23 protein-coding genes are annotated in these 22,340 nt (G+C 40.0%); 12 read left to right on the top strand and 11 right to left on the bottom strand.

The features are described 5' to 3' along the window. The first annotated feature begins 109 nt into the window (after nt 1–109). Together BCU91_RS01790 and BCU91_RS01785 are read left to right on the top strand one after the other, a co-directional pair. Nucleotides 110–988, top strand: coding sequence for a RimK/LysX family protein (locus tag BCU91_RS01790; RefSeq protein WP_102438249.1), 879 nt, complete (start codon nt 110–112; stop codon nt 986–988). Between the two features lie 164 nt (nt 989–1,152). Further along, the gene (locus BCU91_RS01785) at nt 1,153–1,869 is read left to right on the top strand and encodes a pseudouridine synthase (RefSeq protein WP_102438247.1); all 717 of its coding nucleotides are present in this window, start codon (nt 1,153–1,155) and stop codon (nt 1,867–1,869) included. A 78-nt stretch (nt 1,870–1,947) separates the two neighbouring features. On the opposite strand, the gene hppD is transcribed toward BCU91_RS01785, so the two are convergent. Further along, nucleotides 1,948–2,988, bottom strand: coding sequence for a 4-hydroxyphenylpyruvate dioxygenase (hppD, locus tag BCU91_RS01780; protein WP_102438245.1), 1,041 nt, complete (start codon nt 2,986–2,988; stop codon nt 1,948–1,950). A gap of 72 nt (nt 2,989–3,060) precedes the next feature. Further along, on the bottom strand, nt 3,061–4,221 hold the full coding sequence (locus BCU91_RS01775; protein ID WP_102530763.1) for a homogentisate 1,2-dioxygenase: 1,161 nt from the start codon (nt 4,219–4,221) through the stop codon (nt 3,061–3,063). Nucleotides 4,222–4,469: 248 nt separating this feature from the next. Here BCU91_RS01775 and BCU91_RS01770 point away from each other — a divergent pair, with 248 nt between their 5' ends. Continuing rightward, nucleotides 4,470–5,402: a LysR family transcriptional regulator gene (locus tag BCU91_RS01770; protein ID WP_102476231.1), complete on the top strand. Its 933-nt coding sequence runs from the start codon at nt 4,470–4,472 to the stop codon at nt 5,400–5,402. A 44-nt stretch (nt 5,403–5,446) separates the two neighbouring features. After that, nucleotides 5,447–5,902 (top strand): EVE domain-containing protein, encoded by a 456-nt coding sequence (locus BCU91_RS01765; RefSeq protein WP_102438239.1) that lies wholly within the window; start codon nt 5,447–5,449, stop codon nt 5,900–5,902. Between the two features lie 97 nt (nt 5,903–5,999). Here BCU91_RS01765 and BCU91_RS01760 read toward each other — a convergent pair whose 3' ends face one another. Continuing rightward, nucleotides 6,000–6,413, bottom strand: a complete 414-nt coding sequence (locus BCU91_RS01760; protein WP_076537536.1) for a YccF domain-containing protein — start codon at nt 6,411–6,413, stop codon at nt 6,000–6,002. A gap of 243 nt (nt 6,414–6,656) precedes the next feature. On the opposite strand from BCU91_RS01760, the gene BCU91_RS01755 reads away from it, so the two are divergent. Next, complete coding sequence (locus BCU91_RS01755) at nt 6,657–7,652, top strand: 1-aminocyclopropane-1-carboxylate deaminase (RefSeq protein ID WP_102530762.1); 996 nt, start codon at nt 6,657–6,659, stop codon at nt 7,650–7,652. A gap of 231 nt (nt 7,653–7,883) precedes the next feature. Here the strand turns inward: BCU91_RS01755 and BCU91_RS01750 are convergent, their stop codons facing one another. The 5 genes from BCU91_RS01750 to BCU91_RS01730 all read right to left on the bottom strand — a co-directional run bounded on the left by BCU91_RS01750 (nt 7,884) and on the right by BCU91_RS01730 (nt 11,412). Beyond that, a complete protein-coding gene (locus BCU91_RS01750; RefSeq protein WP_102438235.1) occupies nt 7,884–8,057 on the bottom strand; it encodes a hypothetical protein in 174 nt (57 codons plus the stop codon). Nucleotides 8,058–8,648: 591 nt separating this feature from the next. Further along, on the bottom strand, nt 8,649–9,326 hold the full coding sequence (locus BCU91_RS01745) for a ChrR family anti-sigma-E factor (protein WP_102476233.1): 678 nt from the start codon (nt 9,324–9,326) through the stop codon (nt 8,649–8,651). Then, nucleotides 9,319–9,981, bottom strand: coding sequence for a sigma-70 family RNA polymerase sigma factor (locus BCU91_RS01740; RefSeq protein WP_102476234.1), 663 nt, complete (start codon nt 9,979–9,981; stop codon nt 9,319–9,321). Before BCU91_RS01740 ends, BCU91_RS01745 begins: the two co-directional genes overlap by 8 nt. Nucleotides 9,982–10,229: 248 nt before the next feature. Beyond that, the gene (locus BCU91_RS01735; RefSeq protein ID WP_102438229.1) at nt 10,230–10,778 is read right to left on the bottom strand and encodes an LON peptidase substrate-binding domain-containing protein; all 549 of its coding nucleotides are present in this window, start codon (nt 10,776–10,778) and stop codon (nt 10,230–10,232) included. Nucleotides 10,779–10,863: 85 nt separating this feature from the next. After that, entirely contained in the window at nt 10,864–11,412 is a 549-nt protein-coding gene (locus BCU91_RS01730) for a lipocalin family protein (protein WP_198589928.1), read from the bottom strand. Between the two features lie 218 nt (nt 11,413–11,630). Between BCU91_RS01730 and BCU91_RS01725 the strand changes: the two genes are divergently transcribed. Continuing rightward, nucleotides 11,631–12,572 (top strand): chemotaxis protein CheV, encoded by a 942-nt coding sequence (locus BCU91_RS01725; RefSeq protein WP_102438227.1) that lies wholly within the window; start codon nt 11,631–11,633, stop codon nt 12,570–12,572. Nucleotides 12,573–12,641: 69 nt separating this feature from the next. Here the strand turns inward: BCU91_RS01725 and BCU91_RS01720 are convergent, their stop codons facing one another. Next, complete coding sequence (locus tag BCU91_RS01720) at nt 12,642–13,280, bottom strand: hypothetical protein (RefSeq protein WP_102530761.1); 639 nt, start codon at nt 13,278–13,280, stop codon at nt 12,642–12,644. Between the two features lie 100 nt (nt 13,281–13,380). Then, the gene (locus tag BCU91_RS01715; protein ID WP_076537554.1) at nt 13,381–13,740 is read right to left on the bottom strand and encodes a DUF2750 domain-containing protein; all 360 of its coding nucleotides are present in this window, start codon (nt 13,738–13,740) and stop codon (nt 13,381–13,383) included. A gap of 197 nt (nt 13,741–13,937) precedes the next feature. Here BCU91_RS01715 and BCU91_RS01710 point away from each other — a divergent pair, with 197 nt between their 5' ends. From BCU91_RS01710 to BCU91_RS01700, 3 genes are all read left to right on the top strand, one after another. Then, on the top strand, nt 13,938–15,152 hold the full coding sequence (locus BCU91_RS01710) for a lytic murein transglycosylase (RefSeq protein WP_102438224.1): 1,215 nt from the start codon (nt 13,938–13,940) through the stop codon (nt 15,150–15,152). Nucleotides 15,153–15,372: 220 nt separating this feature from the next. After that, a complete protein-coding gene (locus tag BCU91_RS01705) occupies nt 15,373–15,855 on the top strand; it encodes a peptidylprolyl isomerase (RefSeq protein ID WP_102438222.1) in 483 nt (160 codons plus the stop codon). 83 nt (nt 15,856–15,938) lie between these two features. Beyond that, nucleotides 15,939–16,166, top strand: coding sequence for a DUF3389 family protein (locus BCU91_RS01700; protein ID WP_102438220.1), 228 nt, complete (start codon nt 15,939–15,941; stop codon nt 16,164–16,166). Nucleotides 16,167–16,203: 37 nt separating this feature from the next. Here the strand turns inward: BCU91_RS01700 and BCU91_RS01695 are convergent, their stop codons facing one another. Further along, the gene (locus tag BCU91_RS01695) at nt 16,204–17,211 is read right to left on the bottom strand and encodes a glutathione S-transferase family protein (RefSeq protein ID WP_102530760.1); all 1,008 of its coding nucleotides are present in this window, start codon (nt 17,209–17,211) and stop codon (nt 16,204–16,206) included. Nucleotides 17,212–17,684: 473 nt separating this feature from the next. Here BCU91_RS01695 and ushA (BCU91_RS01690) point away from each other — a divergent pair, with 473 nt between their 5' ends. The 3 genes from ushA (BCU91_RS01690) to ushA (BCU91_RS01680) all read left to right on the top strand — a co-directional run bounded on the left by ushA (BCU91_RS01690) (nt 17,685) and on the right by ushA (BCU91_RS01680) (nt 22,234). After that, nucleotides 17,685–19,397 carry a bifunctional UDP-sugar hydrolase/5'-nucleotidase UshA gene (gene ushA / locus BCU91_RS01690; RefSeq protein WP_102530759.1) on the top strand — a complete coding sequence of 571 codons (1,713 nt, stop codon included), beginning with the start codon at nt 17,685–17,687 and terminating at the stop codon, nt 19,395–19,397. A 148-nt stretch (nt 19,398–19,545) separates the two neighbouring features. Beyond that, on the top strand, nt 19,546–20,220 hold the full coding sequence (locus BCU91_RS01685) for a carboxylesterase (protein ID WP_102476269.1): 675 nt from the start codon (nt 19,546–19,548) through the stop codon (nt 20,218–20,220). 337 nt (nt 20,221–20,557) lie between these two features. Further along, a complete protein-coding gene (ushA, locus tag BCU91_RS01680) occupies nt 20,558–22,234 on the top strand; it encodes a bifunctional UDP-sugar hydrolase/5'-nucleotidase UshA (RefSeq protein ID WP_102519677.1) in 1,677 nt (558 codons plus the stop codon). Nucleotides 22,235–22,340: the final 106 nt, after the last annotated feature.

Raw genomic sequence — 22,340 nt, 5'->3', positions numbered from 1 at the left:
CTCAGGGCTTATTAAGAACTTATTCGATAAAGAAATCGAGCAACTTCTCAGATAAACCTATTTTTAACGTCATTATTTTAATTATTTATATTCATTATTAGGAACCTGCATGTTTAAATCTCTTGTTGGTGCAATGCTATTCATTTGTATGTCTTTTTCATCAGTGGCGGCTGAAAAACAAGTGTTGGGGCAAACTGAAATGATGTCAGTGAGCCAAGGCGGCATTGTATTTGAGGCTCGTATGGATACTGGAGCGGTAAACTCTTCATTGCATGCACTTAATATAAAGGTGTTAGGCGGCAGTGCAAAGAAAATGAAGGATAATGTGGGTAAAACCGTTTCGTTTACCACAGAAAACGAAAAGGGTCAGCAGCAGCAAGTTAGTGCCAAAATTGTTGGTACTTCGACCGTCAGTAACTCCCAAGGCACTGAAACCCGCTACGCGGTTAAGTTACCTATAACATTCGGTGACAGCACCCGTACGGTAAAGGTTAATCTTCGTAATCGTGCCTCCATGGATTATAAATTACTCATAGGTCGCAATTGGTTAAAAGGTAAATATGTGGTTGATGTTTCAGAGCAAAAACTAATTGGCCCTACTGCAGACATTAGCATTGTAGAGTCAGGGTTAATATTTGATACCCGCATTGATACCGGCGCCGTTGAGAATTCATTACACGCTACTAACCTGCATATTATTGGTGAAGACAAAAGCAACATGGAGAACAATGTCGGTAAAGATGTCACTTTTACCACCATGAACGAGAAGGGTGAAAAAGCACAGGTCACAGCTCGAATTCATAGCACTTCCTTAATCCGTAATGCACAAGGCAGTGAAATCCGTTATATGGTGACCTTGACGCTAGGTGAACCTGGCCAAGAGTTCAAAGTTGATGTTAATTTACGTGATCGCAGTAAAATGACCTATAAATTGCTTATTGGACGTAATTGGCTGCAAGGCCACTATATTGTCGATGTGGACATGTAAGCCTGTTTACAGATTCAATACCGTTCAGTTGAGCGGTTTTTTTTTGTCGATATTATTTAAACGATTAGCGTTAAGTTGTTATTTTTACATCAGCATTTAGTGTAACGCTTGTATCTATCATAAACTTCAAACTTAACCCTTGCCCCCCCAAAAAAAAGGCCAGCATGTCTGAATTTATTGCACCGCCGTGTTCAGAACACATCACTATTTTGTATCAAGATGAGCATTTATTACTGATAAATAAGCCTAGCGGTTTACTGAGTTTATCGGGTAAGAACCCGCTTAATAAAGACTCTGTTCATTACCGTTTAGTGCAGGACTTTCCCACTGCGACATTAGTCCATCGACTCGATTTTGGTACCTCAGGGATCATGCTGGTGGCGTTAAATAAAACCATTAATGGCTTACTGACCAAACAATTTCAAAATAAAACTGTGAGTAAAACCTACAGTGCGATTTTGTTCGGCCATGTTTTTGGGCTGCAGCAACATGATAAAGAAATTGGCTATATTGATGCGCCAATTGCTAAAGATGTTGATAATTTTCCGTTTATGAAGATTTGCCATGAAAAGGGCAAACCATCACAGAGTCAATTTGAAGTGATAGAGCGGTTAGAGATAGAGTCAGTTCATTTACAAGAAGCGATACCAATAACTAAAGTGAAATTTGTGCCTATTACCGGTAGAACACATCAGTTACGGCTGCACAGTCACTATGTTAAGCATCCTATTTTGGGCTGTGATTTATATAAAAATGCCACTTCAGAGGCGCTTGCAGAAGAAGTCTTTGGCCCACGACTATTATTACATGCCCAAAGGCTGCGTTTTCAGCACCCAGTAACTCATGAAATGATTGATATGGTGTGTGAAGCACCGTTTTAGCATTCCAGTAAAATTCAGATATGAAAAAGCCAGCAGTTAAGCTGGCTTTGTTTACAAATTAAAACTGCTGAACAGGCTTTAAAGCACACCGCGTTTCATTTGATCACGCTCAATTGATTCAAATAGCGCTTTAAAGTTACCTTCACCAAAGCCTAGGTTGTTCTTACGCTGAATAATTTCAATGAAGATTGGCCCAAACAGGTTTTTAGTGAAAATTTGTAATAGGTAACCATCGTCATCACCATCAACTAAAATTTGGTGATGCTTGATGCGATCTCTATCTTCAGTGACTTGTGGTAGCTTGTCAAAAATAGTGTCGTAATACTCAGGAATAATATCCAGCGTTTTAATTGCGGTACCTTCCATTGCATCTAAAGAGCCAACAATATCACGGCTTCTAAAGGCTAAATGCTGAACCCCTGGGCCATTATATTCACCTAAATATTCATCAATTTGGTTCTTGTCATTGCCTTTACCTTCATTAATCGGAATACAGAAGCTGCCATCAGGTGAACGCAGGGCGTAAGATACAAGCGCAGTTTGTGAACCACTAATATCAAAATAACGCACTTCAGTGAAACCAAAAATATCTTTATAAAAGTTGGCCCATTTTTCCATGGTGCCTTTATAAACATTGTTGGTCAGGTGATCGACTTCCATAAAGCCTTTTTCTTCTACAATAATAGGTTCAGCTAAATCTTCAAAATCATTAGCATAAATATTATTGTCAGTGCCAAATACATCGATGAAGTAAATTAAGCTATCACCAATACCGTAAATAGCAGGGTAAGGCATATCTTTAGCCGTATCATCAGCCGGTTTTGCGCCGCGCGCTACAGCTTCAGTGTAAGCAAATTGTGCATCTTCAACACGCCAGCCCATAGAACAAATAGCGGGGCCATGAGACTTAGCAAATTCAGCTGAGAAGCCTTGCTTAGATTTGTTCAATAAGAAGTTGATATCGTTTTGTTGGTAGTAAACGATATCGCTATGTTTAGCTTGTTTAAGCATTGAAAAACCAAAGTCGACAAACACTTGATGCATAAAATCAGTATCAGGACTGGCAAATTCAGTAAATTCAATACCTAGTAGTCCAAGTGGGTTTGTTTCGCTAGCCATGGTGTTTTCCTTAATAATTATCTTTATTTTTCATCACTCTGTGGTGATGTGTAATAGGGATGCTGTTGGTGATTAATCTTCAATCCAAGAGCGGTTGTAATCATCACTCATGCAGTTTTTGACATGGGTGGTTAAATTAAGTGGCGCAAAGGTATCAACCATTACGGCATATTCGTAAGTTTCGGTTTTGCCGATAGAGGCTTCGGTGCGCCCAGGTTGTGGCCCATGTGGCACGCCTTTTTGATGCAAGGTCATGTAACCAGCTTCAATACCTGTGCGGCTCATAAAGTCACCGTCAACGTAATACAGCACTTCGTCGCTATCGATGTTGTTGTGGTAATAAGGCGCTGGAATTGATTCTGGGTGGAAGTCATAGGGACGCGGTACAAAGTTACATATCACAAAATTGTTAGCCGTAAACACGATATGGTCAGAAGGCGGTAAATGAATTTTTCCTACTTTAGGTGCATATTCGGTGATATTAAATGCCCAAGGATAGACGCAGCCATCCCAGCCCACTAAATCAAATGGATGCCACTCTAAGGTGGTGAGTTGATACTTATCGCCAAACTTGCTGACTAAAGAAAACTCACCTTTTTCAACGGTAGCATCAGTAAGTTCAGGGGTGCGAATATCACGTTCACAATATGGCGCTGACTCCAGCATTTGCCCATAGTCATTTCTAAAATGTTTGGGTACTTCAACCATTGAGTTTGATTCAATAACGAATAAGCGTACATTACTGTAATCATTAAACTTGAGCTGGTAAGTCGTGCCTCTCGGAATGATTAAGTAATCCCATTGCTTAACTTGAAGTTGACCATATTCACTTAACAGCGTTCCTTCACCTTGGTGGACAAAGACCACTTCATCAGCATAGGCATTACGGTAAAACTCAGACGTATCTTCAGTGACTTTGGCTGTGTACATGGCCACATCACTGTTATAAAAAATCTTGTTACGGGCACTGAAAAAGTTGCCGCTGCAATCAGCTTGGCGCGAATCGAGTTTGTAGTTTTGGATTAACGAGTCTTGCCACTCGTCGCCGTGCTCAAGAGCATAGGGAGCCACCGCTAATGCCTTAGTCGGCATATTATGGTGATATTTATTGGAGTAAATATTGGCAAAGCCGTGAGTAGAAAACAGTTCTTCACGGTAAAGCTCGCCAGAGTCTTTTTTAAAAGCGATATGGCGTTTAGAAGGTATTTGTCCTTGTTGAACATAAACCGGCATCGTAACTCCTCAACTCTTATTCGTTTGGTTGTCGTTATTGAGCTTCATTAATCTGCTTTGTTAATGTTTTTCTAGCGCAGCGTTAATAAACTATTTGTGATCTAGTTAACAATTTAGTTGCTAGGATGGACAAAAAAAAGAATAATAAACCACTTAACTTAATCTAATTTTTAGATGGTTAATAAAAGTTTACATAAGTGTCACGACTGCAGAACACTTAAAGGCAGAATAGGGACATGGAGGCTTAAATGAAAATCGATGTAGAAGCATTTAATGTGCTACAAGTACTTGTTGAAGAAGGAAGTTTTGCTAAAGCCTCTGAGCGGCTACACAAAGCGCAATCAGCAGTAAGTTATCAAGTAAAAAAACTCGAGCAACACCTAGGGGTGACTTTATTTAATCGGTCTCAATATCGGGCTGAATTAACCCCAGAAGGCAAAGTGATTTTGGCTGAAGGCCAACGGTTACTGCAACATTTAGCCAATATTGAACATTTAGCCAGTCGTTTTAGCGAAGGTTGGGAGCCAAAGCTTGAATTGGTGATTGACGGCGCGCTGCCAATGGAGCCTATCATGACAGCGTTAAAGCGCATGTCTGAGCATAATATTCCTACCAAGATACAACTTAACATGGAATTTTTAGGCGGCGTTCAACATCGTTTTGAGCGAGATAAAGCCGATTTAATGCTGGTTAAGGATTACCTTGCAGGGCCTTATTTTTCTGCCCAACAACTGCCACCAGTGACCAGTTTATTGGTTTGCTCATCGCAGCATCCTCTTGCTGAGTTATCCGGTGTTACCCTGACTGATCTGCAGCAACATGTAGAATTAACCATTGAAGACTCATCGCCGCAAAAACTACACCGAGACGAGTTACAGTTTGGCGGCGACAAAGTGTTTTACTTATCAGGCTTTATTATGAAGAAAAATGCCTTACTAAAAGGGCTAGGTTTTGGCTGGATGCCGGAGTTTCTTATTAATGATGAGCTTACGGGCAAGAATTTAGCCATAGTAGATTTTGTTGGTGGCCATAGATTTAGATTTACCCCGCAGTTAGTATCTACCCTAGAAAGGCCACTTGGGCGGGCGGGGCGATTATTTACTGAGTTAATTTCAGAAGAATTTGCAACTTTTAATCAATCAACTAATGATCAAAAAATTAGTCATTCGGCCATTGGTTAGTTATGGATTGCATAAGTATTATCGTTTTACTGTTAAGGATTTAAATGAAGTATTGGTTAATGAAATCGGAACCTGATGAGTTCAGCATTGACGATTTAGCAGCATGTTTACCACAGTCAGAACCCTGGCAAGGGATACGTAATTATCAGGCGCGAAACTTTTTACGGGATGAGGTAAAAACAGGGGATTTAGTGCTGTTTTACCATTCCAGCTGTAAAGTTCCCGCTGTTGTGGGGATTGCTGAAGTGACGTCAGATGCTTATAACGATTTAAGTGCTTTTGATAGTCAAAGTGCTTATTTTGACCCTAAGTCAGATAAACAAAAACCGAGATGGGTTGCAGTAGATATTCGTTTTAATCAAAAGTTAACCCGCATTATTACCTTGGCGCAGTTAAAAGCAGATCCAAAACTTGCTGACATGGTATTAGTAAGTAAAGGCGCTAGGTTGAGTGTTCAACCAGTGACAGAAGAAGAGTTCAACTATATCGTTGCCTTATAAATGCTTTATAAATGCCTTAAACATAAAAAAGGAGTGCTAATAAATTAGCGCTCCTTTTTTAACATTCAATAGTAACAGCAATTAAAATTGGTTTAGATTAATAGCTTTCTTTTGCCACTATGGTTTGTCCAATCGGCGTGAGGCTCAATAAAGCCAGCTTCACATGTTGTATAGCAAACGGAATACCAATGATAGTGATAAAACAAGCTAGAGCATGGGTGAGGTGACCGATGGCCAACCAAATACCGAAAAATAAAAACCAGATTACATTACCTATCATCCCTAATGGACCGGTACCAAAGTCTTCTGTGCCTGATAGGTGTTTACGATTTACATTTTCTTGGCCGAATGGCCAAAATGCCATTTCACCAATGACGAAACAGGCTCGGCCAAAGGGGATACCGATAATACTAATAAAACATAAGAGCCCAGCTAGCCACCAAGCTAAGCCCATTATAAAGCCGCCCATGATGAACCAAGCGATATTAAAAACTAATCTTAATACTGACATCTAAAATCCCTTACTTGTTGTAATAACTTACTATTTTTAATCGTGCTTTGTACAGTTTGTTAGTCGAACTATGCACTATTGAAGCGAAATCTGTGCCACATTATATATATTTTTTATCTTGCTGAATTTAAACGATAATTCTATAAGGTATATTGTCTCTTAAACTCTCAGCATAAATAGGTTAGCTAAAAACAACATTTTTTAGTTAAAATAATAACTCTACTCATTGATGTTGAGATAAACATGTTTGCCACCACACCAGTACAAACCATTCGATTTGCAGAGCAGGCAATATTTGTAAAACGCGATGATTTACTCCACCCGGATTTCAGTGGTAACAAAGCGCGAAAATTTCAATATTTTCTCGAGCAAGATTTCCCTCTAGTAAAAAAACTGGTTGGCTATGGCTCAGCGCAAGCAAATTCGCTGCACTCTTTAGCTGCCTTAACCAAAATGCGCGGCTGGCAACTTGATTATTATGTTGACCATATAGCTGGCTATCTTAAGCAAAACCCCCAAGGAAACTATAAAGCGGCCTTAGACAACGGCGCCAACATCATTGAAAAGCCAGCGGGTATTGAGCTGAACCTAGAGACTTATGTACAACAAGATATTCAAGCGCCGTATGAATCGAACAAACAGCTTGTCGTTAAGAGTACGGTGTTTGTTCCCGAAGGCGGGCGTTGTGAATATGCTCAGCTAGGGCTTGATCAACTAGGGCGAGAGATTATTGAATGGCTTAAACAAAATAATATGAAAAAGTTAGAGCTATTTCTTCCTTCAGGTACAGGTACCACGGCACTTTACTTACAACGTTTTTTTGTCGAATTCAGTAAAACAGCCAGCAGCTCAGACCTCTCGCTGCCCAGTGTAACGGTATTAACCTGCAGCTGTGTTGGCGGTGATGAATATCTCACTAAGCAGTTTTATCAATTAACCGATAATACTGACTATCATCCAAGGATCATCTCTAATGGTAAAAAGTATCATTTTGGTAAGTTGAACCGTCAGTGTTATGACATGTGGCAACACGTCAATAAGCAAGGTATTGAATTTGAATTGTTGTATGACCCAGTTGGTTTCATCATGCTGGAGCATTATCTAAATACTGCAAACCTAAGCGGCGATGACTTAAACAAAGGTGCTGCTGTTCCTGTGATGTATTTACATCAAGGGGGCTTGCTGGGTAATCCAAGCATGTTAGCGCGCTACAAAAGGAAATATCAACAGCAAGGATGATAGCGGGTTTATATCTAGGCTAGATAAGCATTCATTAGAGACAATATTGAAAATTGATTTGAATTATGACGTTGGAGAGTTGCTTAGAGAAGGATTTGAAAAGTGCTCTTGGGTGAGGGTAACTTCATGTTGCTCAGTTCTAATAAACGTCCGGTAAGGTGTGAGAGGAAATACCGAGAAGCGATGTCTATTGAGTAACTGAGCAAATGAATAACGCAAGCGTTAAAAGTCTTACTTGTTAGCCGTAAGCAACCATTTCATAAATGTTAACGCTTCAGTGCGCTTAGAAAAAGTTGTTTTAGTTTTACCTTGGCTATCGGTAAAAGCTATTGAGTTTTTATTTGATGATATTGAATTAACAGGGAAATTAACTGTAATTTCATGACCATTTATGTTGTATGACATGTGCCACACTCCTTTTTAATTTTCACCTTTTTGGTGAGTAAGTAATAACAATATTTATCCTTAAGCAGTTGTGTTGCGTAAGTTTAGATTTATGTGCTTAAGTTCACTGTGCTTATTACACTTACAAGTAGGCTGGTTTGATCAATTTTATTTTTAATCGCCAATTTACTTGCTGTAGTTAGTTGAACATAGGCATATGACAAACAAATGACAGAGAACAACTTAGCAAATGACTTGTAGTGTGGGTTTACTGCATGTAGTGAGTGACTAACAGAAGGGTAAACAAATAATTACAAGAAAACTTAAATACACAGAGGATATTAGTCATATATTTTTTATATAGCAATACATTTTTTACAATTCAGGACAATTAATGGATAAAAGGTGAACTTAATCGCCCTTTATCTGAATATTTATCCAACAAAAGCAGCAACACACTGTACTTTGTGGCGACTTATCCTCAGTTAGGGTAAATAATCTAGCTAAGTCGACGATAAGCATAACTGTTATAAAAACCGCAAAAAAAAGAGTGCTTTGTGTCATTAAAGCACTCTTTTATCTTTAAAATCAGAGTCAGTGTTAAGCCGTTGATTAATAAATCAGTTCGCCTATTGGGTTGAGTAGCTTACTGATCCCTTTAGTAAAATATAAAGGCGCATCAACAACGGTATAACATAAACACCCCTCAACTGTTTTAGGGCTGTGCTCATGGTCACTATTAAGTAACATAAAGTCACCTGCGCTGTAGGTGTTGTATTCATCGCTGAATTCGCCTGCTAACAACAAGGTCAACTCTTGGCCTTTATGGGTGTGCTGTGGGATTTCGCCGTTTTTATCAATATGCAGTAAACTCGCTCTTGCTTGTTTCTCGCCGGTGTCGAGTCTTAACCGACTGACTTTACCTATACCTTGCCAATGGTTTTCTACTTGCTGGCGAAATGCAGCCGGTAAATTGTATTGCTGACCTTTGACCTTGACTGCGACCTTGGTTTGCTTTGGCGATACATCAACGGCATCATCCATTTGCATCATAGTGTTAAGCATGGCTTCAAGCTCTGCATCCATAGCTTCATTTATGCTTGAATCTAGTGATGCTGTGGGTTGCGCATTTAAGCTGTTTTCAGCAGCAACCAAAGTTAGTTGCTCAATTTTATCGGCGCAATGACGACACAGTTCACAATGGGCTGACACGGCCAATGATAGAGACAAAGGCAGTTCTCCTTTGGCATGGAGAGACAGTAATTGCTCATCGGGGTGATAATTAATCATAATGTTTCTCCATGAAGCCTTTTAACTTCTCTAATCCTAATCTGAGTCTTGATTTAACCGTGCCAATGGGCACTTTTAATTTATCTGCCAGTTCTTGCTGAGTGAGCTCTTGCATGTAAATGCCTTGCACCACCTGTTTTTGCAGCGGCGGTAGTGACTCAACGTGTTTAAGCAAGGTGGCAGACAATTTGAAGTCATTTTCAGTTTCATCGCTGCCATCAGAATCGAATAGAGACCAAATATCGTCACCAAACGCATCTTCACGGTTATGTTGCACTTTACGCAACATGTCAAAGCACTGATTACGCATGACTGTGAACACCCAAGTGCTTACTGCAGCTTTATCAACATTATAAAGATGGGCTTTAGTCCATACTCGGGTCATGGTTTCTTGAACTAAGTCCATGGCTAAGCCTTGTTGGCTCAAACGTTGGATCCCAAAAGAACGTATTTTGGGCGAAAAATGAGCAAACAGCTTAGCAAAAGCAGCTTTATCTCTATGATTTGCAACACGTAGCATTAAGCCTGCAAGCATCTGGGCTTCGTCATCATTTTTATCGGTTGATTTCATGGCAGTATCTATTGCTTTTGTATTTTTAGATAACATACCTTTATCATAACGACTTTGAACCGTTTGTGATTGAAAATTTTGCATTTATTTTCACTCGCATCGTCAGTGTTAAGAGAGCTTTAGTCACATATATTGCATTAATCTGTTTTATATAGCAGGTTAAAAGCTGACTAAATCCGAAAGTTACTTGTTGATACGCAAAAGGATGAAAGATGGTTCAAAAAAGGCTTAAAAATGTGCAACTTTTTTATCATTTATTACTAAGAGTTAAAAATTTGAGTGGTTTGCTTTGAGTTAAAGTCGCTAACCACCTGATTTTGAATGCGTTAAGATTACTTAATAATGCTGGTGATCAAGGCTTGGGTCATTTCGTGATTATGACTATTAATGCACTGGTACTTTTCCTCTGGGCTAATGGGCATTATCTCTAACCAGCGCTGACAGACCCATGACAAATTATTAAAGTCGTCATCTTTATAGTGAGATAATTGTTGTGGGTACTGCTGTAAAATCTCTTGTAAGGTTTTCTTTAAAAAATGTTGTTTGGGCTTTATATCTGTTTGCGGCCAATCGGGGATTAAACTGACATCACCTCTTTTTAAACCATCAGCTTCAGTATCGAACTGATTGATTTTAAACCGCTGTTTACCTTCGATACTAATACCTAATAGTCCATCGTCTAGCGTTTCAAAATCGATAATATGAACCCAAGTTCCTAAAGGCATGAGTTGGTTGTCACTGGTTAGCATGCATAAGCCAAAACCTTCACCTGATTTAAGTGATTCAGTCACTAAACGTTTATATCTTGGTTCAAAAATGCGCAATTGCGTGAAGCCTTGAGGTAACAAGCAAATGGATAATGGGAACAGAGGCAATTTCATAACAGCACCTTTATTACTAACTTAATGATGAATGTAGTATTCATGTTTTCAATAGTTTATACGGTGATATTGAGGGTAATGATCACTATTGTTTTACCCAAATTAATTGCTGAGTATCAATGCCTAATGCGGTCATTTTTTCTGTGAATCTGAGTTTATGCTCGGCAGAGATGTTAGGTGTGCGCGATAAAATCCACGCATAATCATTGTTTGGACCTATCACTAACGAACTTATATAGTTTCCGTTTTTATCTTCCATCAAATCATGGATTTGATAGGCACCATAAAACGGCCCAAAAAAAGAGACTTTTAAACGGCCAATATTGTCCGTTTCAATGAAGTAGGCTTTACCCTCTGCTTCACTCCAACGTGCTTTTTCGTCTGAATAACCTCGATTGATGACCACAACTTTATCGCCATCAACAGAATAGTTGGCTGTGACTTTTGAAAGGCCTCTTTCAAATGAATGGTCAAGTCTGGCGATTTCATACCAGCTACCGAGGTAATTGTTGAGTTTAAAGTTTTCAACCACAGTCACTTTTTTATCGAGCATAGTGCAGGCGCTTGTTCCGCTAACTAGCAAGGCACACAAGGCGATGCTTTTTATGTTGTTATAAACCTTGGTCGATGTCATTTGTTGTGATCCCTATAGTTTTATCTTGAGTTGAATTTGCACTAATTACTCATGTTACGTACGATGCTGCCGATAAGATCTATATTAAAATTTATTAGGTTAATATCTGTTCTAAATGATGTTTTACAGCCAACCTTATTTAGTCAATGTCGCTGTTGTATCCGCTAAAAATTTTTTAATGGCTAGTAGAACCAAGGTCGAGTTAACGAGAAATAATAATGAAAAAAATGCTGGATTCAGTCGATCAACGTACTAAATTAGTCGGTGAGAACCGTTTAGAGTTACTGTTGTTCAAAATTAGTGCCACCCAATTATTTGCTATTAACGTGTTCAAAGTCAAAGAGGTCGTTAAGCTTCCGCCTTTAAGCGCATTACCTGGCAGTAACCCAAACATTAGTGGTGTTGCCAACATTCGTGGTATGTCTATTCCAGTGATTAATTTGCGCGGTGCTATTGGCTTTAGCCCTATGCCAGTCTCAGATGACTGTAATTTGATTATTACTGAGTATAACCGCAGTGTGCAGGGCTTTTTAGTTGGCAAGGTAGAGCATATTGTCAATATGACCTGGGGCGATATTATGCCGCCGCCAAAGTCTGCTGGGGCTAATAACTATTTAACGGCTATCACTAAACTGCAAGATAATGATGTACAAAGATTGGTCTCTATTATTGATGTCGAAAAGGTGCTAGCTGAGATCATTGATTACGACATTACCTTATCAGAAGGCGTACTTGATCAACAATTAGTGGCGCACATGCCGGGCCGAAAAGTATTAATTGTTGATGACTCCGCCACGGCTAGAAAACAAGTACGCGACACCCTCAGTCAACTGGGGATTAAAATCATAGAGGCCTCTGATGGTTTGCAAGCATTGAATATGCTTAAAGGTTGGGCAGCAGAAGGTAAAAGCGTTGCCGATGAGTTATTGATGATGATTACCGATGCAGAAATGCCTGAAATGGACGGCTATAAACTCACAGCTGAAGTGCGCGCCGATGAGCGCATGGCGTCACTGTATATCACCCTTAATACCTCGTTAAGTGGCAGCTTTAATAATGCTATGGTTGAAAAAGTGGGCTGTGACAAGTTTATTTCTAAATTCCAGCCAGACTTATTGGTTGATGCGGTGCAGCAGCGCTTAAAGATGATCCTTGACTAAGTGTATCTTCAGAGCGATGCGGTTGTTAGCGCTCGCTCTGTTGTGGCTTTCTGTTTTAGTCGCTCAAATTTAAGTAAACTCTTCTTGAACCTGTTCGATAAGCAGCTTTTGATGCTCTTTGGTAATGCCAATGTTCATTCGACATAACCTTACCGCATAAGAAAACTTGTCTTTGCCGACAATATTGAGTATTTCACATAACAGCGATTTGTTGAGCGCTAAGGTGTCACAATAGTGATTAATTGCCTTATTTAGGCTATTAAACTGTAAACCATCAAACTCAAATACCGCGCTATAACCTTGTTCAATATCAATGCCATTGAGCACCAAGGGCCAACCTTTTGCATTAATGCGGCCTTTGGCAATGTTGTACATCATCCATGCACTTTCTTTAAAGCCAGATAATATTCGACAATCAAAACCTGACTCAGCCAACTCTTCTTCGGTCCAATTAATGCCAATGGCGAGATCTTTATGATAAATCTGCATTAAGTCATCTTTTACTGCGTCTCTGCAATCCCAAATAGAAGTCAGTAAATTCTTTTTAGCTAACCTTGCACACTCACTGCATGCTGGCAGTGTTAATGAAGGGTGCGGGGTTGATGCTTTAGCATAATAACTGAACACATCGTAACTAGGCTCGGCGCAAAACCAGCATTGATGGCGAAGATCGAAAGGGATATCAATTAGGGGAGGTAAATGATTCAAAACAGGCCTTTAAGTTATAACTGGCAAGTAAATTTTTCTTATAAAAAAGCTGCTTTAGTTCGTAACGAACTGCAGCAGCTTAATTTAGCCAAGAATGTAATTATTCGGCTTCAATATCAACTAGCTCTTTAGCTAATTCAATTGGATCTACTTCTAAACATTCTTCGTTTGCAACCCAATCAAGACCGATTAATACACCGTCTTCATTTAAATCGCCAACCCAAAATTCTAAAAAGTCATTCACACTGATCTCAACAGCGACATAGTCTGCCCACTCTTCAGTACAATGGCTTGCCGCCGCAGCTTGTGTTGACCATAAAGGCATCACATCAGTTTGTTCAAATTCAGAAGAGTCACAGACAACCCAACCTTCACCAGTCTCATCCGCTAAGCCCCAAAGGACTTGATGCTTTTTCACATTTTCAATAAAGCTTACAACTGCAGGGGTTAGTTCAATCATGATTAGTCTCTTAGAAATTTCAATTAACTGATGCATTATACGTTAACGCTAAACAATACAAAACACTATTAATCTTCTATCGCAAAATGAAATAAACAAATACAAATTATCACAGTTTTAGCGGGTTTTGATCTTGTTTCCTTTTGCTTGATAAGTCAGGATGTGGCTATTCATTGATTAGTCGAAGTATTCTTTTTATGGTGAGTTTCAAATTTCCGGCGTTACTAAAATCGGCTGTAGTGGTTTCTAGCTGCTTTGTTAGTCTTCAAGCAATTGCAGCGTCCGATGATTTTTCCCAGTGTGTGGATAAGCTTAAAGTTACAGCCCGCAGTGAAGGCTTATCCGAGCAAACGATAAATACCAGTGTCGCTAATCTAAAGTACATTCCTAGAGTGATTGAGCTTGATAATCAGCAGCCAGAGTTTAGCACCACCTTTGGTAATTACTTCAATAAGCGTGTGACTGATTGGCGTGTTAAAGAGGGGCGGCGTTTATTAGCCGAGCATCGAGAATTATTAAATAAGCTTACCCTTGAGTATGGGGTACCAGGCCAATATATCATTGCTTTTTGGGGGCTGGAAACCAACTTTGGTGGCTATAAGGGCAAAATGTCAGTGTTAAATTCGTTAGCGACATTAGCCTGCGATCCTCGTCGTAGTAGCTATTTTACCAATGAATTGATGCAAGCTTTAAAGCTTAAAGAAAAGTATCAATTTGATGATGCGACTATGGTGGGCTCTTGGGCTGGCGCGATGGGGCATACTCAATTTATGCCAACCAATTACGCTAAATATGCCGTTGATGGTGATGGTGACGGTAAAGTCGATTTGTGGAATAGCACTGCCGATGCCCTAACGTCTGCGGCAAACTTTTTGCAGCAACTGGGCTGGAAAGCGAATGAACGCTGGGGCAGAGAAGTATTATTGCCTGAAAATTATGATTACCAATACCTTGGCCGCAAGCACCCTAAACCGTTAACCGATTGGGCTGCATTAAACCTCAAGCAAGCCAATGGCACACCGTTGACGACTCCAGAGATGGAAGCCTCATTGTATGTCCCGTCTGGTCATACCGGGCCAGCATTCTTAGGTTACGATAACTTTGATGTCATTATGCGCTGGAATCGCTCTGAATTTTACGCCATTGCCGTGGGCCATTTAGCCGATAGGGTGAATGGTGCAGCGCCGCTGAGAGTAAGCGCGCCGGATCATGGTCTATTTAATCGCAGCGACATTAAGCTTATGCAAGCAAAATTAAATGAACTGGGTTTTGATGTTGGTAAGCCAGATGGTGTACTCGGGCGAAACTCGATTGCAGGAGTGCAGGCATTTCAGCGCAGTAAAAACTTGATTGCTGATGGCTTTCCCGATCAAAAAACCTTCGCCGCGTTAGGTATTAAGATCAGTTTATAATCCGTAGCTTCAATTAAAAAATAATGATTGCATCGCTGAGAGTTTATTCTCTGCCAGTTCGCAGGCTTAGTGCTTAAACTCAGTTCATAAGCTTAAAGAATAAGCTAAAAGCATAAGCTAAAAGCATAGCAATCGATTATCTCGGCTTTTACTGGCAGCTTAATCGGGTATTTGTTAAGCTGCGGAAACTATTGATATCGAAGTAAACTAAGGACATTCGATGAGCGCTCAAGACAATATGGTAGTTCGATTCAACTACACCCTTCGTGACGAACAAGGTGAAGTGATTGAAAGTAACGAAGGTGGTTCTCCAATCGCCTATTTACATGGCCATGACAACATGATGCCAGGTGTAGAAAATGCCATTGCTGGCAAAGATGCGGGTGAAAAGTTCACCGTTACATTACCAGCTGCTGAGACCTATGGTGAGCGTATGGAAGGTGCTGAGCAACGTGTTTCAGTAAAACACCTACAAGGCGCTAAAGTATGGAAAGTGGGCATGTCTGCTATTGTCAATACTGAAGAAGGCCAACGCCAAGTGACTATCGTTAAAATGGGTAAATTCATGGCAACGATTGACACTAATCACCCATTGGCTGGTCGTGAGTTAACCTTTGATATCGAAGTGGTTGATTTTCGTGAAGCAACAGATGAAGAAATTGCCCACGGTCATTCACACGGTGAGGGTGGTCATCAGCACTAATTTATTGCTGCATTACCCCAAATGTAATCCCAAGTGTAGTTAATATACTTGGGATTTTTGTTTGAAATAAAAGAAGCATCCGAATGATAATTGAATTTTCCCAAGGTAAATTAGTGGTAACGCCATTTGAAATCCAGTGTCGATTAAATACCAATAACATCGTCTTGACCGCAATGGTCGATGACATGAAATGTCTTAGTGACAGTTTAATGTTAATCGCAGATGCTGGCGCTGTGCGCTGGAGTTTAAAATTGGATAATGCCCAGCAATTTTATGAAGCCATCGAAATAATGGGCATTGCAGCCGAATAATCTGATTCGGCTGCGACAAGCTTCACTACAGGAACACCTAGGCTAGTGAATCTCGGTTATGGGGACTGCTATAGTCAATCTCTGGGCCAACTGGCACGATTTGGGTTGGATTAATTTGTTGGTGGCTAAAGTAGTAATGCTGCTTGATGTGCTCAAAGTTTACCGTGTCAGCAATGCCAGGCTGTTGGTATAAGTCCCTGAGGTAACCAGAAAGGCAAGGGTAGGACTCAATGGTTCTAATATTGGTTTTAAAGTGGCCTACATAAACACAATCAAAGCGAATTAAAGTGGTATATAAACGCCAATCTGCTTCAGTTATCACATCTCCCATTAAGTAGCGTTTTGTTGCTAAGCGTTGTTCTAATTGCGCTAAGCTGGCAAACAGTGGCGTTATTGCTGCTTCATATGCTTGTTGAGTAGTAGCAAAACCACTGCGATATACACCATTATTAATGTTGTCGTAAATCATGGCATTCAGTTCATCAATATCTTGACGTAGTGCTGCTGGATAATAGTCGTCATGGTTAGCCGTAAGATGATTAAACGCCCGATTAAACATACGAATAATGTCAGATGATTCATTACTGACTATGGTATTAGTGTGTTTATCCCATAATACGGGCACAGTGACACGACCGTTATAATCAGCTTTGGCCATTTGGTAAATTTGATACAGGTAATCTTTATTAAACAAAAGATCGGTATTAGCGCCTTCTATGGCATTAGCAGCTGCCGACTGATTAGATCCTGCAAACTCCCAGCCGTTACTGAGCATGTGCGGCTCAACCACAGTGACATCAATCATTTGGGTTAACTGTTTAAGTTGTAGAAAAATTAAGGTTCTATGAGCCCAAGGACAAGCCAATGAAACGTATAAATGGTAACGTCCAGCTTCAGCTTTAAAGCCTGCATCACCACTTACTTCTGCACTGCCGTCTGGTGTTATCCAATGCCTAAATTGTGCATCTTCTCGGTGAAAATTGCCGCCATTTTCCTTCGTTGGGTACCATTGATCGACCCAGTGTCCATTTTGTAATAACCCCATCATTGCCACCTGATAATTTCAACTTCTATGACTGAGTTTAAGTGATAAATTTTAGCAAAAAAAGCGGATTAAATGGGCTATAACGTTCGATTAATTCGAAGCTGCTTGAGCCTAAATGTATTTACTGTTACTGAAAATATTGAATTGGAATAGCGAGTATTGGTTGCTTTAATCGCGGTGCTTTTAACAAAAAACTCACATCAATAGAGAAATATGGCTATATGGGTTTAAATATCAACCAGATACAATTTGTGTTGTTACAGCTTGAAATGTCTGACTTGTTTTGTTTTTTTTGTGCGAGTGTTTTGTTTTTGATTTTAATGTTTACCAAGATGTATCTTGTTGTTGTGGTTGGGTAAATTGTGGTTTTTTGTAATCAAACTGACATGAGATTTATGCAATGTTTGCTAGCATTCAGCAATGGGCTGGATAGCTCGTACATTATAAAAATTAAATTGATTAAGGGTTAGATCATGAAAAACATCTTGTGCAAATGCTTAGTGGCCTCTGCTGTACTCGCGGCTTTATCAGGTTGTAGTAATGACGATGATAAAAACCTAACAGCTTGTGAAGCTGCTGGTGATGCATGTACTAGCTTTACTGTTATTCATACCAATGATAATCATGGCCGTTTTTGGGAAAACAGCAATGGCGAATATGGTATGGCTGCGCGTAAAACTGTGATTGATCAAATTCGACATGAAGTAGAGCGTGCTGGCGGTGAAACCATTCTTTTATCTGGTGGTGATATTAACACTGGTGTACCTGAGTCAGACATGCAGCAAGCCATTCCTGACTTCATGGGGATGAACCTATTAGGTTATGACGCTATGGCAGTGGGTAACCATGAGTTTGACAATCCTCTAAGCACACTTGATATGCAGTCAACATTGGCTAATTTTCCAATGCTTGCAGCTAACATCTATGACAAAAATGCAGACGCGCGCTATTTTGAACCTTACCGAGTGTTTGATATTAATGGCGTAAAAATTGCGATTATCGGTTTTACCACTGTTGATACCCCCAAAATTGTTAATCCAGAAAATGTCGACAGACTGACATTTACCGATCCTCAAGACGAGCTGCCTATTGTTCTTGCTGAAATCGAAGCCAATGAAGACGTTGATATGGTGTTTGCTGTAACCCATATGGGTCATTATGCTGACGGTAATCATGGTACAGAAGCCGCTGGTGATGTGATGCTAGCTCGCTCTGTTGAGCAAGGTCAACTGCACGCGATTATAGGTGGTCATTCACAAAACCCTGTGTGTATGGAAGGGGATGAGTACGCAGATTTTGCTCCAGGTGATGACTGTAAACCTGATCAGCAAAATGGGACTTATATCATGCAAGCCCATGAATGGGGCAAGTACGTTGGACGTGCTGATTTTGAATACATGGATGGAGAGCTAACACTGGCAGAATACTCACTCATCCCAATTAACTTAAAGCAAGAAGATGAAAGTGGCGAGTTAGTTTTCATTACTGAAGAAATTGAAAAAGACCAAACAGTATATGACACCTTATTGCCATATCAACAGCGCGGTCAAGAATTGTTAGATGTGGTGATTTCCTATACTGATGGTAAGTTTGAAGGCGATCGTGAAGTGGTACGTGTTGAGCAAACAAACCTAGGTAACCTGCTCACTACAGCTTATTCAGAATTTGTTAGCAATAACTTCAATGTCACTGCAGACTTTGGCGTAATGAATTCAGGTGGTGTCCGCGCTTCTATCGCTGAAGGTGATATTTCATATCGTGATGTGCTAACTGTGCAGCCATTTGGTAATTTTGTGTCTTATGTCACTATGACGGGTGCGGAAGTTGAAGACTATTTAGCTGCTGTGGCAGTTAAAACCGGTGGTGGTTTCCCACAATTTAACCATGTAGCTATGGATGTGAATTGTGATGCTGAAACCGTCGATATTGCTTCTCTTGGTGGCCGTAGTTTCGATTTAGAAGATGATTATACCTTCTCGTTAATCCATTTCAGTGCTGCTGGTGGTGACGATTATCCAGTTATTAATCAACATAAAAACTACATAGATACTCAATTAACCGATGCTGCTGTTTTCCGTGAGTACTTTGTGGCAAATCCTGTATTATCAGCTGCCGATTATGCACCTGTAGAAGGTCAATTAAACTTCTACCGTAATGGCGCGTTAGTGAAAAGTTGTGCTCAATAATTTCTTTTGATTAACTAATGAGTAAGTTAAAAACGGTGTAAATTGAAAAAGGTAGCTACGGCTACCTTTTTTGTTTCAAGCTTAACGGTGCTTATGGATTGGTATAAGATAGCCGCAATTCATCATAAAGGATTTAATTATGTCGTCGGTGACAACCCTACTAGAACGTATAACAGTTGAACCAGCTACACCTGCGAAGTCATGTGTCATTTGGTTACATGGCTTAGGAGACTCGGGGGCCGGGTTTGCGCCCGTCGTGCCTGTTTTAGGTTTACCAAGTGGTCATAGTATTCGATTTGTTTTTCCCCATGCACCAGAACAAGCGGTGACCATAAATGGCGGCTATATCATGCGATCTTGGTATGATATTAAAAGCATGGATTTACATGATCGAGCCGATATCAATGGGGTGTTAACCTCTGAAATCGCAGTAAAAGCGCTGATCAATGAACAAATTGAATCGGGTATTAGCGCTCAAAACATTGTGCTGGCAGGTTTTAGCCAAGGTGGCGTCATGAGTTTATTTACCGGGTTGAGGTTTGAGCAAAAACTTGCAGGCATTATGGCATTGTCATGTTATTTACCCGCAGGAGAGGCTTTACCTGAGGGCTTAAGCGAAGCTAACAGTGATACGCCGATATTACAAAACCATGGTGAGCAAGATGAAGTGGTGCCATTATTTGCTGGAAAAATGGCCCATGATGCCTTAATCAAAGCAGGCTATTCGAGCAAGTGGCTTACTTACCCTATGGCACATAGTGTTATACCTGCGCAGTTGTCCCACATTGGTCAATGGCTAACCGATAAACTCGGGAAAGCATAACTGGCACTTTAGTGTGGCTGTTTCAAATTAAGTACAATGTCACTATTAACTTGTGATAGTTAAATGCTATAAAAAACAAGAGGCTTAGCGCTGTTATGGCGCTGAGCCTTTTTTATATTCGAACAGCTCAATCATTTGGCTAAATCCCTTTTTATTATATTGGACAATCTGCGTGTATTAATAAAAACTAAATCATTGTTATTTAAAGTGATAACTTAAAAATAAATCACAATATTTAGTAAACTTTTGTTAAAATACAGCTCGTTTTATGTAGTGAAACTAGTTGCAAACAAATTGCAGGCAACTTGTATTAAATTGAAGGTTTACGGATAACATAATGATAAGAAAAATTCCGAGTCTACTGGTCGTCATCGGTGTATTAACCAGTTTAACTGCGTGTGATCGAAAACCTGACTGCGAAGATAATAATTGCACTAAATTTACTGTGGTGCATACCAATGATAATCATGGTCGTTTTTGGCATAACAAAGCGGGTGAGTATGGCATGGCAGCGCGGTTTACTGTCATTGATGGTATTCGTAAAGAGGTCGCCGCAAATGGTGGGCATACCTTAGTGTTATCAGGTGGCGACATCAATACGGGTGTACCAGAATCCGACTTACAAAACGCCATCCCCGATTTTATTGGCATGAATATGATTGGTTATGATGCCATGGCGGTGGGCAATCATGAATTTGATAACCCATTGTCAGTATTGGCAGAGCAAGCAGAGTTAGCGACATTTCCAATGTTGGCTGCCAATATCTATGATAAAGAATCTAATCAACGTTATTTTGAACCTTATAAAGTGTTCAAAGTGGGTGATATTGACATTGCTGTAGTGGGGTTGACCACTAACGACACACCAAAGCTAACTAATCCATTGCATACAGAATCGTTGATTTTTACCGATCCTATCGCGGAAATGAAGCAGTTGTTACCGCAAATAAAAGCCAATGAAACTGTAGACTTAGTGTTTGCAGCTACCCATATGGGCCATTATCAGGATGCAGATTTTGGCAGTAATGCCCCTGGTGATGTCACGATGGCTAGAGCGTTAGAGGAAGGGCAGTTAGACGCCATTATCGGCGGGCACTCGCAAAATCCAGTGTGTATGGCTGGTCGCAACAGTGAATATGATAAAACCTTCACCGCGGGTGACTCTTGTCGTCCAGACAAACAAAATGGCACTTGGATTATGCAAGCCCATGAGTGGGGACGCTTTGTTGGCCGCGCTGATTTTGAATACATTAACGGTAAATTGTATTTAGTGGACTACCGATTAATTCCAATTAACTTAAAGCGAATGGCTTTTGGTAAAAAGCTTGCTTGGCCAGTAGGTGAGCATGTTGAGCGTAACCCTGAGGTTGAAGCGGCGTTATTACCTTATCAGCAAAAAGGCAGCGCAGAGCTTGATGTGATCATAGGTAAAGTAGATGGGCTATTACAAGGCGATCGCAAGGTGGTGCGTGCCCAGCAAACCAATTTAGGTAGGTTAATTGCGAAAGTACACAGTAATAAAGTGCGCGCTGACTTTGGTATCATGAACTCTGGTGGCGTCAGAGCCTCTATTCCGGCAGGAAATATTGCTTATCGTGATGTGCTCACGGTGCAACCATTTTCAAATACTATTGGTTTAGCAGAAATGTCAGGTGACAAATTAATTAGCTATTTATCAAAAGTGGCTACCAATACCCGAACTAGCGGTGCTTATGCGCAATTTTACGGTATTGATATGACTGTAAAATGTCGTGATCAAGACGTTGAAATTCATAGTATTAATGGTCAGCCTTTTGATATATCGGCAACCTATCAGTTCTCTATTCCAAGTTTTAGCGCAGCAGGTGGTGACAATTACCCTAAGATTAATATTCTTGAAGCGGGTTATGTAGATGCCATTGAGCTTTATGAATACGTTAAGAAAGAGAAAAATATTCAAATTGAGGATTATAATCCGAAAAATGAAGTGAAATTTACCCAATCTAAAAGTTCATTAGGCTGCAGTATTTATTAGTATCCATGAGTTAATGTTAGCTTCTGTTAGCATTTAAACCTAAAGGCAACCACTTGGTTGTCTTTTTATTTGAAAATTTTTATCTTTTTAAGATATTGATTATTAA

The sequence above is a fragment of the Shewanella sp. 10N.286.52.B9 genome (genome assembly GCF_002873635.1).
Taxonomy (GTDB): Bacteria; Pseudomonadota; Gammaproteobacteria; order Enterobacterales; family Shewanellaceae; genus Shewanella.
Note: the sequence above shows the minus strand (reverse complement) of the source record. Positions and strands in the feature narration are given on the sequence as shown.

Coding starts and splice junctions, on each gene's coding strand:
- ushA (WP_102519677.1), top strand. CDS start 20,558: ATGATAAGAAAAATTCCGAGTCTACTGGTCGTCATCGGTGTATTAACC.
- BCU91_RS01730 (WP_198589928.1), bottom strand. CDS start 11,412: ATGACATCGACCAAGGTTTATAACAACATAAAAAGCATCGCCTTGTGT.
- BCU91_RS01755 (WP_102530762.1), top strand. CDS start 6,657: ATGTTTGCCACCACACCAGTACAAACCATTCGATTTGCAGAGCAGGCA.
- BCU91_RS01710 (WP_102438224.1), top strand. CDS start 13,938: ATGGTGAGTTTCAAATTTCCGGCGTTACTAAAATCGGCTGTAGTGGTT.
- BCU91_RS01715 (WP_076537554.1), bottom strand. CDS start 13,740: ATGATTGAACTAACCCCTGCAGTTGTAAGCTTTATTGAAAATGTGAAA.
- BCU91_RS01725 (WP_102438227.1), top strand. CDS start 11,631: ATGAAAAAAATGCTGGATTCAGTCGATCAACGTACTAAATTAGTCGGT.
- BCU91_RS01700 (WP_102438220.1), top strand. CDS start 15,939: ATGATAATTGAATTTTCCCAAGGTAAATTAGTGGTAACGCCATTTGAA.
- ushA (WP_102530759.1), top strand. CDS start 17,685: ATGAAAAACATCTTGTGCAAATGCTTAGTGGCCTCTGCTGTACTCGCG.
- BCU91_RS01735 (WP_102438229.1), bottom strand. CDS start 10,778: ATGAAATTGCCTCTGTTCCCATTATCCATTTGCTTGTTACCTCAAGGC.
- hppD (WP_102438245.1), bottom strand. CDS start 2,988: ATGGCTAGCGAAACAAACCCACTTGGACTACTAGGTATTGAATTTACT.
- BCU91_RS01745 (WP_102476233.1), bottom strand. CDS start 9,326: ATGATTAATTATCACCCCGATGAGCAATTACTGTCTCTCCATGCCAAA.
- BCU91_RS01770 (WP_102476231.1), top strand. CDS start 4,470: ATGAAAATCGATGTAGAAGCATTTAATGTGCTACAAGTACTTGTTGAA.
- BCU91_RS01785 (WP_102438247.1), top strand. CDS start 1,153: ATGTCTGAATTTATTGCACCGCCGTGTTCAGAACACATCACTATTTTG.
- BCU91_RS01740 (WP_102476234.1), bottom strand. CDS start 9,981: ATGCAAAATTTTCAATCACAAACGGTTCAAAGTCGTTATGATAAAGGT.
- BCU91_RS01705 (WP_102438222.1), top strand. CDS start 15,373: ATGAGCGCTCAAGACAATATGGTAGTTCGATTCAACTACACCCTTCGT.
- BCU91_RS01750 (WP_102438235.1), bottom strand. CDS start 8,057: ATGTCATACAACATAAATGGTCATGAAATTACAGTTAATTTCCCTGTT.
- BCU91_RS01790 (WP_102438249.1), top strand. CDS start 110: ATGTTTAAATCTCTTGTTGGTGCAATGCTATTCATTTGTATGTCTTTT.
- BCU91_RS01765 (WP_102438239.1), top strand. CDS start 5,447: ATGAAGTATTGGTTAATGAAATCGGAACCTGATGAGTTCAGCATTGAC.
- BCU91_RS01760 (WP_076537536.1), bottom strand. CDS start 6,413: ATGTCAGTATTAAGATTAGTTTTTAATATCGCTTGGTTCATCATGGGC.
- BCU91_RS01775 (WP_102530763.1), bottom strand. CDS start 4,221: ATGCCGGTTTATGTTCAACAAGGACAAATACCTTCTAAACGCCATATC.
- BCU91_RS01695 (WP_102530760.1), bottom strand. CDS start 17,211: ATGGGGTTATTACAAAATGGACACTGGGTCGATCAATGGTACCCAACG.